10 protein-coding genes and 1 pseudogene are annotated in these 11,623 nt (G+C 32.9%); 2 read left to right on the top strand and 9 right to left on the bottom strand.

What is annotated here, in order from left to right:
- The 4 genes and pseudogenes from ACA31_RS13470 to ACA31_RS07130 form a co-directional block, all read right to left on the bottom strand.
- Window positions 1-528: pseudogene (locus ACA31_RS13470) on the bottom strand (GW dipeptide domain-containing protein); the annotation flags it as partial.
- A 233-nt stretch (window positions 529-761) separates the two neighbouring features.
- Window positions 762-1,184, bottom strand: coding sequence for a GNAT family N-acetyltransferase (locus ACA31_RS07140; RefSeq protein ID WP_057512650.1), 423 nt, complete (start codon window positions 1,182-1,184; stop codon window positions 762-764).
- Between the two features lie 79 nt (window positions 1,185-1,263).
- Complete coding sequence (locus ACA31_RS07135) at window positions 1,264-1,734, bottom strand: DUF2538 family protein (RefSeq protein ID WP_057512649.1); 471 nt, start codon at window positions 1,732-1,734, stop codon at window positions 1,264-1,266.
- A gap of 21 nt (window positions 1,735-1,755) precedes the next feature.
- On the bottom strand, window positions 1,756-3,033 hold the full coding sequence (locus ACA31_RS07130) for an LCP family protein (RefSeq protein ID WP_057512648.1): 1,278 nt from the start codon (window positions 3,031-3,033) through the stop codon (window positions 1,756-1,758).
- Window positions 3,034-3,509: 476 nt separating this feature from the next.
- On the opposite strand from ACA31_RS07130, the gene ACA31_RS07125 reads away from it, so the two are divergent.
- Together ACA31_RS07125 and ACA31_RS07120 are read left to right on the top strand one after the other, a co-directional pair.
- The gene (locus ACA31_RS07125) at window positions 3,510-5,168 is read left to right on the top strand and encodes a phospho-sugar mutase (RefSeq protein WP_057512647.1); all 1,659 of its coding nucleotides are present in this window, start codon (window positions 3,510-3,512) and stop codon (window positions 5,166-5,168) included.
- 19 nt (window positions 5,169-5,187) lie between these two features.
- Window positions 5,188-6,336, top strand: a complete 1,149-nt coding sequence (locus ACA31_RS07120; protein ID WP_057512646.1) for a serine hydrolase domain-containing protein — start codon at window positions 5,188-5,190, stop codon at window positions 6,334-6,336.
- Window positions 6,337-6,489: 153 nt separating this feature from the next.
- Here ACA31_RS07120 and rihC read toward each other — a convergent pair whose 3' ends face one another.
- The 5 genes from rihC to qoxA form a co-directional block, all read right to left on the bottom strand.
- Window positions 6,490-7,398: a ribonucleoside hydrolase RihC gene (rihC, locus tag ACA31_RS07115; RefSeq protein ID WP_057512645.1), complete on the bottom strand. Its 909-nt coding sequence runs from the start codon at window positions 7,396-7,398 to the stop codon at window positions 6,490-6,492.
- 204 nt (window positions 7,399-7,602) lie between these two features.
- A complete protein-coding gene (qoxD, locus tag ACA31_RS07110) occupies window positions 7,603-7,893 on the bottom strand; it encodes a cytochrome aa3 quinol oxidase subunit IV (protein WP_057512644.1) in 291 nt (96 codons plus the stop codon).
- Entirely contained in the window at window positions 7,890-8,495 is a 606-nt protein-coding gene (gene qoxC, locus ACA31_RS07105) for a cytochrome aa3 quinol oxidase subunit III (RefSeq protein WP_057511559.1), read from the bottom strand. Before qoxC ends, qoxD begins: the two co-directional genes overlap by 4 nt.
- On the bottom strand, window positions 8,485-10,473 hold the full coding sequence (gene qoxB, locus ACA31_RS07100; protein WP_057511558.1) for a cytochrome aa3 quinol oxidase subunit I: 1,989 nt from the start codon (window positions 10,471-10,473) through the stop codon (window positions 8,485-8,487). Before qoxB ends, qoxC begins: the two co-directional genes overlap by 11 nt.
- A complete protein-coding gene (gene qoxA, locus ACA31_RS07095) occupies window positions 10,473-11,594 on the bottom strand; it encodes a cytochrome aa3 quinol oxidase subunit II (RefSeq protein WP_057511557.1) in 1,122 nt (373 codons plus the stop codon). The genes qoxB and qoxA overlap by 1 nt, the downstream gene beginning before the upstream one ends.
- Between the last annotated feature and the right edge of the window lie 29 nt (window positions 11,595-11,623).

Genomic DNA, 11,623 nt, shown 5'->3' with positions numbered 1-11,623 from the left:
ATTAGCTTCATCATCTTGAACGTCTTTATCCGAAGTATCTTCTTCAGATTGTTGAGCATCTTCAGAATCTTGTTCATTTAGGTCAGAAGAAGCGTTGTCTTGCGCTGTATTTTTTTCAATACTTTGAGTATCTTCAGAATCTTGAGTGTTTTTAGTTACTTCTTTAGTATTCGTTTGGTCTTCTTGATTTAGAGTTTGTTGATTATATGTATCTTGACTTGGTGTTTGGTCAGAGTTCAACTCATCTAATTCTGCATCGTAAGTATTAACTTCGTTTGCTGTGGTCTGTTGAACTTGTGTAGGGTCTTGGTATGATTGTGTACCTGAAATATTAGCGGTAGGTTTACTAACTTCAGATTTGATTTGCTCACTCTGTTTAAGTGTATTCTTATCATCTAACACATTCCCATTTGTAGATTGATTTTGAGCATCATCTGCAGCTTGTGCTTGATGAGATGTTAAAGCTGTACCTGCTAACGTAAGCGCTACCATCGACGGTACTTTATAAGTAAACTTTTTTCTAGTCATTAAACTGCCCCTTTAACTATATATATTTAACATCCATTATAATACGACTTTTATGAAGTGGTTTAAATTTTACTAATTTGTAATATAAAATTAATCTGATTAAGTTTTGGGGAAGCTATAATATCTTATTTAAAGCGTTATAAAGCTTAATTTAAAAAATATTGTAATATTACACTCAATGAAATATTACAAAACATAGTTGCAATATAAATATAAAAACATATTGAATTGTGTTAAATTAATTTTTCCATAGCAATATGTTCAATGTTTTCTTCAATAAAAATTTTACCAAACGGATTATACTCTAGAGACTCATAAAATGTTTGAGCGTGGCATTGTGCATTTAATATTAATGAATGATAGCCTTGATTTTTAGCAACATCTTCTATAAAGCGCATAAGTAATTTGCCATAACCAGATTTTCTATGAGACGCAATAATAGCAACTCTTTCTATTTTAACGCCATTGTCAAAAGAACGAAATCTACCTGTGGCGAAGGGGAGGTTATTTTCATCATATCCAACGATATGTGTAGCAATAGGTTCATATTGATCTATTTCATTTTTAAGCGGTACACCTTGCTCTTGAACAAACACTTGTTTTCGAACATTGTATGCATCTTCCATCATTGAAGGCGTTGTAACGATTTTAAACATAATGATTCCTCATTTCATTTATTTGGGTTTGAAAAAACGCCCTATCAAAGTTTTATGTGATAGGGCGTTGATTTAAAGATTATTGTGCTTCTTTTCTAATTATCGCAGTATATTGCCAAAAAATTCGCATTTGTGCAATATTCCAATTATTCATACCCATTGTAAAACCAGATGGCCTGAATAAACTAACATCTGTAACCTCTAATGCAGCTGCAATAAGATATTGGATGGGTACGCTAATTTCTTTCATTGTTTCTGTAATACCATTTTGATTATAAACCCAAGAAAACGGTAATTCTGATTCAAAAACATCAACTTTTTCGAATATTTCTGGAAGTCCAACAATATAACATGCACCATCAACGATAGGGTTATTTTCACTATCTTTATAATATATGCGTAAAGCTTCATAGTTTTCACGGTGTTCATGATTGACATAGAAAAATTCATTTCTAAAAAGCGCCATATCTTTACTGTGTATCATTTGTTGTTCTAAAACATTAAACATTCCGTTTACATGAGCAAGTTTTTCGTATGTTTTGCGTGACATATAGTGAGCTCCTCTCCACAGTTAATATTGATTAGTTGGTACTTCTTGAGCATTTTGTTGCTGGTCGTTATTCTGTTGTTGGTTAGGGTCTACTTGTTGTTGGTTAGGATCTATTTGTTGTTGGTTAGGATCTATTTGTTGTTGATTAGGATCAGTCTGTCGCTGGTCGCTATTTTGTTGTTGTGAATTATCGTTGTTTTCTGTGCCATTTAATTCAGATGAATTGTCTTCATCATCATTGGAACTATCATTTTGATTTTTTCTAAGTAGGCTACTGTCTAACTCTGTTTGTGGTACGAGTGTACCATAAAAATCAGTGACACGTTGATTTAAGAAATCATTTGTATCCTCAATTTTAGGTAAATTTAAATCATCGCGTAGTAAATTTGAAGTGTCTTGAATACTTTTAATATCTGGATTGTAATAATAGATTCCATTTAAGTAATCATCTTCGCCTTTAAGTTGTTTACTTTTGATTTCAACATCATCTTTTAAATAGGATGTTGCAAGTGCTTTTACCTCGTCATAGCTTAAATTATGTTTTGAATTATTCCCAACTATTTCAATAACATCATCTAGTTTACTAAAGGAATCAGCATTTTGTGCTTTAGCAAAGAGTTTTTTTATTAACTCCATTTGTCTTTGACCACGTTTTAAATCAGAATCTTGATGTCGTGTTCTAGCGACTGCTAATGCTTCATCACCATTTAGTTTTTGATATCCTTTTTTGACTTTAATTTTACCAGAGTCATCTGTATTTGGCTCACTGATATCGTAAGGTACATCAAATTTTATGCCACCAAGTTCATCAACAGCATCTACAAATGCGTCCATATTAATACGAACATAATAATCAACCGGTACATTTAAAGTAGCTTCTACAGAATCCATTGAAGCTGTAGGTCCACCATAAGCATGGGCATGAGTGATTTTATCGTAATAACCTACTTTTGGAATATAACTGATTGTATCACGTGGAATACTTAGCATTCTTACTTGCTCTTTATCGGAATTAAATGTTGAAAGAATCATTGCATCGGTTCTTGATTGTTCAGTACTTTGCCCATTTTTCTCTCGTCCGCTGTTTTCATCAATACCTAAAAATAGGATAGAAATAGGATCTTTAGAAGGATCGACTTTAGATTCACGAACGTTTGATTTCCTCGAGGAATCACCATCGTTAAAAGAATTTTCAAAAGCGCCTTGAGATGATTTGAGTAAAATGATAGCAAATATAACTGGAACAACGACAAGAACTAAAGATAAAAATATTAAAAAATATTTTAAAAATTTATTCATGTTTGAAGCTCCCCATGTATATGATTTTGTACATGTTACTATATTATCGTTAAATGTTATAGCTCTTTTAACTTTATTAAATATTTGTAAAGAAGAAAATGTACTATAACTTATAATTTTATTACTATAGCTAGTAAATATCAACTAAGAATGTGTTATTTGCAAGTTTAAAGTAAAATTAAATTAGGGTATGTGAAGTATAAGGCCTCTATATTGTATTTTATCAATAGAAACTAACAAAAATGTCATTTGCTTAGAAATGATTTATAGCGGTACATGAGATATAATATATAATAGAAATATCATCTTGTGAACAATAACTGTGTTACAAGAAAATGAAAAAGCAATTATAAATATAAGGAAAATGGCTTTGCTATGATTTAATTTAAGAACAAGGCTTTCTATAAAATATTTAAAAAAATTAATAATTGAAATGGATATATCTTTAGCAAAAGATATAAGGAGGAAATGTGAGTATGAAGCAAGAATGGTTAGATAACATAGATGAGAGTTTAGTGAAAGATTTTTATGAAATACAAACAGAAGCAGAAAAAAAAGAAGGGTTCAAAGGAAGTTTAGCTTTTGGAACAGCAGGTATTCGAAGTACTTTTGGCTTAGGTCCAGGAAGATTAAATGCATTTACGATTCGCAAAGTGGCTTTAGGCTTAGCTCAATATTTAAGTAATAAAATTAATTCACCAACAGTAGTTATACACTTTGATACGAGGTTTTTATCTAAAGCTTTTTCACAAGAAATGGCTAGTGTGCTAGCTAATAATAATGTTACACCTATTTTATCAGAAGATTATAAATCTACACCAGAGCTATCATTTGCTGTTAGACATTTGAATGCAGATGCAGGTGTGATGATTACAGCTAGTCATAATCCTAAAAATTATAATGGTATAAAAATTTACGATGAAAAAGGTGGTCAATTACTACCTGATGAATCTGAACAACTTAGTAACTATATTAATACGATTGAATCTCCATTATTAATTGAAAAGGGAGATTTTGAAGTATTAAAAGAAAATGACAAAATTAAGTATATTACTAGTGAAGTAACCGAAAAATATAAAAGTGAAGTTAAAGATTTAGTAGGTTCAATTGGTGAAAAAGATGCAAAAGTAGTATTAACCAGTTTACATGGTACAAGTTTACCGTTGGTTTCAAATATATTAATAGAATTGGATTACCAAAATTTTGTGATAGAAGAAGAACAATCTACACCGGATGGCAATTTCCCAACTGTAGAAACTGCTAACCCTGAAGATGAAACTGCTTTTAATTACAGCTTAGCACTTGCAGAAAAAACAGACGCACAACTTGTCATAGCTACAGATCCTGATGCAGATAGATTTGGTTTTATTGAGCGTTATGGAAAAAATGATTATAGATATTTTAATGGTAATGAAATTGGACTACTGTTTATGAAATTGAGATTTCAAGACTTAGTTGAAGCAGGCGCACCACTTTATATTATAAAATCTATCGTGACAAGTGAATTAGCAGAAAGATTAGCATTAGCATTAAATGTACAAGTTAACAATGTGTTAACTGGATTCAAATATATTTCTGATTTGCTTGAACAAAAAAGTGCAGACAATGAGACGCAATTATTACTCGCATTTGAGGAAAGTCACGGCTATTTGGCGAAATCAATTTCTAGAGATAAAGATGCAATTCAAATGGTACCTTTACTAGTTAAATATAAGAATCTATTATCTAAAAATGGTTTGACATTTAAAGACACTATGGAAGATATCTATCAAAATATTGGCGCATTTAAAGATAGAACACTTGCACCGTCATTTGAAGGTGCAGAAGGTGTAGAAAAGATTTCGAATATAATGAGTCAATTTAGAGATAAAGATATATTCTCAATTTGTGGTATGGATGTAAAACGAATAGAAGATTATCATACTGGTGAAAATAGAAATGTTATAGAAGATACAACAGAGGCATTGATATTACCCAAAACGAATCTAATTAGATTTATTTTTGAAGATGGATTTATTGCTCTTAGACCATCTGGAACAGAGCCAAAAATTAAACTTTATTTCTCTCTAAACGTAGAAGATATAGATGCAATTACAGATCAATTTGAAAAAGACTATATCCAAAATATAGATTAATTTATGTAGAGGCAGCAAGATGACAGCAAAAAAACTCAAACAATTTATAATTTTTTTAATCTTTATTTTAACAATAACCACTTTTACAATTGGATACAAACATTATCAAGATAATAAACAAGATATGAAATACCAAAGTATTCATAGGAATAATTTGAAAACAGTAATGGATAAAAACAAGCCAGAAATAAACGCGATTCATCAATATTTAGAACAATCTAATTTTAATGGGACTGCAGCTGTTTTTGAACGAGGTCAACTTAAATTAAATAAAGGATATGGTTTCAAAAATCTTGAAACAGATGAAAAGAATAGGGCAGATACATTATATTTAATTGGCTCATCTCAAAAATTCACTACAGGATTAATGCTTAAGCAATTAGAAAATGAGCAAAAAATAAATATGAATGATTTGATCAATCAATATTTACCATGGTTCAAAACATCTCAACCTATTACATTAAATCAACTTATGCTTCATCAAAGTGGTTTATATAAATACAAAGCTTCAACCTCTTATAAAAATTTAGATAGTGCAGTACAGTCAATACAATGCAAAGGCATTGAGACTAAATTTTATAATAACAATAGATATAATGATGCTAATTATTTAGTTTTATCTCGTGTGATAGAAGAAGTAACTGGTAAATCTTTTTCAAAGAATTTTGAAGAAAGATTATCAAGGCCATACCGATTGGAGCATACGGCATTCTTTAATGATGAAACTTTCAAAAAAGATATGGCTGAAGGATATAAAAAAGATGAAAACACAGGGGAACCGGTGAAGCAGAAGCCTAATGTTTTAAACCAATATTACGGTGCTGGTAATTTATATATGACTCCTCATGATATGGGAAAATTGATATTAAGTGTACAAAACAATGAACTGTTCAAAGAAAATATAACAACGCCCTTACTACATGAAAGTTTAACGCCACGTTATCCAATAGCGTATCGTTATGGTTTTTATTCACTTCCCAATAAAAATCGGATTAATGGTGGTTTTTTTGGACAAGTATTTACAGCATACTTTAATGATGATTATATTGTAGTGCTTGGCACAAATTATGAAAATAATGGTGTGAATAATGAGAAAAAGATAAAACATATTTTTAATAAATTATTAAAACAAGACAAGCCTTATAATATAGTAGGGCAACGTTATTAATTACTTGATTATTGTAGTAGCCTAAAATCATGAAATTTAAAACACTCCTAACTGCCAAAAACAAAGGTATAACCTTTAAGTTGATGACAGTATTAGGAGTGTTTTTTCTTAGATATAAGTAGTAGTTATAATGTGATATAAATCATATTTAATTTATTTACAGTATTTTAGCGCATTGACGAACATGTGCTCAAACGTATCTGGTTGAACAGACATGACAACCGAACAATTAGGGAAACGCGATTTGAAATCTGTTACTGTTGCACCCTTTGTAAACGTACCATTCGTTTCTATTTGAACATCGGCTTCCTGTACATTGAATTTTTCAGGATGAAGCAAATAAAGTACAGTATATGCATCGTATACATTAATCCCTTTTTCAAAATCATCCCCTTTGTAATGCTTGAAGATTTGATGCAACATATCACCAGTTTCATTCAGTGTTTGTAGTTTGTTTACAAAGGTATGGCTTAATGTTGAACTTCTTGCTACATCAAGTCCTACCATAGTTAAAGGTAAACCAGAATTAAAAACGATTTGTGCAGCTTCAGGGTCACAATAAATATTAAATTCCGCTAAAGGGGTGACATTACCACGGCTTGCACTTCCACCCATTAAAACAATTTCTTTAATATAATCTTTTACTTCTGGATAAGTAGAAAGTAATAATGCAATATTTGTTAATGGACCTATAGGTATAAGTGTTATAGGAACCTCACTATTTAATAAAGCTTTTCGCATCGCTTCTACAGCATGTGTTGAAGCTAAATCTTTTTCATTTACTTCAGGAAATAGATAACCATCCATGCCTGACTCACCATGAACTTTGCTTGCATCTACAATCTCGGAAACTAATGGTTGAGAGGCACCCCTATGAACGGGCACGTCACTTGCAAAAAATTGCTTGAGCTTCAATGTATTTGCTGTTGTTTTTTCAATGCCAACATTACCATTAATTGTAGTAATCATTCGTAGGTCAAAGTTAGGGTGATTCAACGCAATGCTTATAGCAGCGACATCATCAATACCTGGATCAGTATCTATAATGATTGGTTGTTTCATAATTATTAAGTCCTCCTAAGTCATTTTGGTATCGTGTAGTTCCATTTTACATTGTTTTCTTTTAAAAGTGTTGTATATAAAATGAAGGTGTATTTAAATCGAGCTTAAAAGTAGGGTAGAATCATAAAATTCAACGGAAATTAACTTTTATAATTTAATGAATAATAAAAAAAGACTTCTCTAAAAGAGAAGTCTTTTCTTGGATTATAAGTGAGCTGAGTGTCCACCTTGCATTACCCAATAAGTACCAATAACAGTAATTAAAGTAATGATAATCGCAAATACAACTTTAAATGCTTGTAAGTTTCCGTTTTTACCTTCAGTTAAGTGCATAAACATTAATAATTGAACTGCAGCCTGTATAAAAGCAAAACCAAAAATGATGGTAATCTTAACGTTAAGTTCCATAGATGTGTATAAAGTTACAAACACTGCTAATATTGTCAGAACGATTGAGGCAATAAAACCTACTGTGTGTTTTACTATTGTATTCATCCGCTAAACACCATCCCTATCATATATACGGCAGTGAAGATGAAGATCCATACAACATCTAAAAAGTGCCAATATAAACTTACTATAAATAATTTAGGAGCATTGTCTTTATTTAATCCTCGCATTGCGATCTGGATTAATAAACAGATAATCCAGACGATACCTAACGATACGTGGGCACCATGCGTTCCTAATAGTATAAAGAAACTAGACCAATAAGAACCAATCGAAAGATTAACACCCTCATGCACATAGTGTGTGAATTCATAGATTTCAAAGCCTACGAATACCATACCTAATAGTACAGTGATAATCATCCAAATCATCATTAATTTTTCTTTTTCTTTTCTCATGTAGTAAATTGCAATACCACATGTATAAGAACTAATTAATAAAGCAAATGTCATTATCAAAACGAGCGGTAATTCAAATAACTCGGTAGTCATTTTACCAGCATAATCGCCACCATGTTGCAGTGTTAGTAACGCTGCAAATAACGTACCGAATAATGAGAATTCAGCTGTAAGGAAAATCCAAAAGCCAAGCTTATTTAATTCACCTTCATGCGAACGTTGATCAATTGTGTTTGCATCATGACTCATGACTTACAGCCTCCTTTTCTTTTATTCGTGCTTCACGTAAACGTTTTTCAGTCTCCATTACTTCAGAAGCTGGAATGTGATAACCGTGATCTACTTGGAAACTACGATAAATCATAGTGCCAAAGATACCAATTAAGCAAAGAATAGCTGGTAGTAATGTTTCAAATACTAGGAAGAAACCACCAATAGTGAAGAATATTCCCATGAATACACCAACTGGGGTATTATTCGGCATGTGGATATCTGTGTAATTATGGTTATCTAAATAATGACGACCATGTTCTTTCATATCAACAAATGTATCGTAGTCGTTCCAATCTGGCGTGATAGCAAAGTTGTATTTAGGTGGCATCGCTGAAGCAGTTGACCATTCTAGTGTACGACCTAAACCATCCCAGTTATCACCAGTTAATTCACGTGGTGCTTTGAAGAAGCTGTAAACAATACTTGCAACTAAGAACATAAAGCCTAATGCCATTAATAGAGCACCGAAAGTTGAGATTACGTTTAATAACCACCAACCATCTTCTGGCATGTAAGTATATAAACGACGTGGCATACCGTCAAGACCAAGTATAAATTGAGGTATGAAACAAATGTTGAAACCGATTACAAAGAACCAGAAGCAGAATTTGTTTAACGTTTCGTTTAACTTAAATCCAGTCATCTTAGGCCACCAGAATATTAAAGCTCCTAGACAGGCAAGTACAACACTGGATACTAACGTGTAGTGGAAATGCGCCACTAGGAAGTATGTGTTGTGGTATTGGTAATCTGCTGCTGCCATAGAAAGCATAATACCAGTTACTCCACCTATTAGGAAGTTGGGGATAAATGCTAGTGAGAATAACATTGGTGACTCGAACGTAATTCGGCCTTGGTAAAGCGTGAACAACCAGTTAAATATTTTAACACCAGTTGGTATACCGATAAGCATGGTTGAAATTGAGAAGAATGAGTTGATTAACGCACCATTACCCATTGTGAAGAAATGATGAACCCAAACTAAAAAGCTTAAGAACGCAATACCTGCCGTTGCCCAAACCATGCTTTGGTGGCCGAATAGGCGTTTACGCGCAAATGTTGGAATAATTTCAGAGTATATACCGAATGCTGGAAGGGCAACAATATAAACTTCAGGGTGCCCCCATACCCAGAAGAAGTTAGCCCAAAGCATTGGCATACCACCATTTGCTACTGCAAAAAATGCAGTATCGAAGATTCTATCTGTTGTGAATAGTGCTAATGTAACTGTTAATACTGGAAAAGCCAAGATAATGAGTAAGGCTGTAATGAAAGTAGTAACCGTAAACATTGGCATTTCCATAAATTTCATTGTAGGTGTTTTCATTCTAAGTATGGTTACGAAGAAGTTAATACCTGTCATCAGTGTACCGATACCAGAAATCTGAATTGCAATTAAGTAATAATTGACACCTGGTCCGGGACTGAATTCACCTGCCAGTGGTGCATAGTTAGTCCAACCAGCTGCAGGTGAGCCCCCGATTATAAATGACAAGTTGAATAAAATCATACCTGAGAAGAATAACCAGAAACTTACGCTATTTAATACAGGGAATGCAACGTCTCGAGCACCAATTTGTAAAGGTACAATGACATTCCACAAACCAAATATGAAAGGCATTGCCATAAAGATAATCATGATAACACCGTGTGTACTAAAAACTTCGTTATAGTGATTTGAGTCCAAAAACGTATTGTTAGGAATCGCTAATTGTGTACGCATCATTAATGCGTCAATACCACCACGAACGAACATTAATACGGCACAGATTAAATACATTGCCCCGATTTTCTTATGGTCGATAGATGTGAACCATTCTCTGTATAAATATTTCCATAATTTAAAATAAGTAATTACTGCGATTAGTCCAATGATTCCAAATGGGGCACCGATTTGTGCCATTGTAATCATCCAAGAACCTTTAACGAGTAACTGATCCCATGGAAAATCCATTAATGTCCACCTCCAGATTCATGCTCTTTTTTCTCTAATTCAGATGCTTTTTCGTCTTTAGCACCTTTAGAGATTTTGTCCATTTCATCGACGTTATGTGTTTCCTCGTCTTTGAATTCACTATCGTATGGTTCGTTGTTGCCAAGAATCATGGCTTTCATACCATGTCTCTCATAGTTCGCATTTGTGATTTGCGGTTTACGTGCAGGTTGATCTGGTTTATCTAACACATCTTCAGTTAATTCTTTTTCAGTGTTAAAGTTTGGATCTTTTTGTACGTAATTGTAGCGATCATAAGCGTAGAAAATATACTCAGGATCTGCTGCAGCATCAACAAATGCTAGATGAGTACCACTGAAAGTTAAGTTTTCATTTTCAGTAGTTGGTAAAAGTTGCTTATCAAAGGTATCTTGATCTAATTCTTTTTTACTTTGAGCATCTTTGACCCAATCTTTAAATTCACTTTGACTTACTGAATTAACATCAAAAGTTTGACGAGCAAACCCTTCGCCGTTGAAGTTTGAGTTACGTCCACGGAACGTACCTTCTTCGCTAGCTGTTAACGTCCAGTCCATAGTCATACCTGTCATCGCATATTTCTGACCACCAAGTTGTGGAATCCAGAAACTTGTCATCATATCCATTGATTGGAGTTTGAAAACAACAGGGCGATCTTTCGGAATAGTTAAGTGATTAACCGTTTCGATTTTTTCTTCAGGATAACTAAAGAACCACTTATAACCAGCACTTGTAGCATAAACTACAATAGGATCATCCTTTTTATCTGGCGTTTCCTCATAATTGTAAAGTGATTTAACCGTTGGAATGGCTAAAGCAATTAGAATGATGACCGGAATGATAAACCAAATGGTTTCCATTAAAACACTGTGGTGCATCTTACCTGTTTCCTCAGTCTTACTGATTCTATATTTGAATAGAAAGACTGTGAACAAGAGAATTACGACGGCAACGATAACAAGCATGAAGATGATTGAATACATAATCAAGAACTTCGAATCACTTGCCATTGGCCCTTTTGGGTTTAAAACTTCTACATTCTCACAACCACTAAGTAAAATTAGCGAGCCAAAGAGTAGAAGCAAAGACTTAAATTTTGACACTTTTTTGACCTCCTAATACTACAATTGTA

Origin of the sequence: Staphylococcus sp. NAM3COL9, from assembly GCF_001431205.1 — a bacterium.
Taxonomy (GTDB): Bacteria; Bacillota; Bacilli; order Staphylococcales; family Staphylococcaceae; genus Staphylococcus.
Note: the sequence above shows the minus strand (reverse complement) of the source record. Positions and strands in the feature narration are given on the sequence as shown.

Coding starts and splice junctions, on each gene's coding strand:
- ACA31_RS07140 (WP_057512650.1), bottom strand. CDS start 1,184: ATGTTTAAAATCGTTACAACGCCTTCAATGATGGAAGATGCATACAAT.
- ACA31_RS07135 (WP_057512649.1), bottom strand. CDS start 1,734: ATGTCACGCAAAACATACGAAAAACTTGCTCATGTAAACGGAATGTTT.
- ACA31_RS07130 (WP_057512648.1), bottom strand. CDS start 3,033: ATGAATAAATTTTTAAAATATTTTTTAATATTTTTATCTTTAGTTCTT.
- ACA31_RS07125 (WP_057512647.1), top strand. CDS start 3,510: ATGAAGCAAGAATGGTTAGATAACATAGATGAGAGTTTAGTGAAAGAT.
- ACA31_RS07120 (WP_057512646.1), top strand. CDS start 5,188: ATGACAGCAAAAAAACTCAAACAATTTATAATTTTTTTAATCTTTATT.
- rihC (WP_057512645.1), bottom strand. CDS start 7,398: ATGAAACAACCAATCATTATAGATACTGATCCAGGTATTGATGATGTC.
- qoxD (WP_057512644.1), bottom strand. CDS start 7,893: ATGAATACAATAGTAAAACACACAGTAGGTTTTATTGCCTCAATCGTT.
- qoxC (WP_057511559.1), bottom strand. CDS start 8,495: ATGAGTCATGATGCAAACACAATTGATCAACGTTCGCATGAAGGTGAA.
- qoxB (WP_057511558.1), bottom strand. CDS start 10,473: ATGGATTTTCCATGGGATCAGTTACTCGTTAAAGGTTCTTGGATGATT.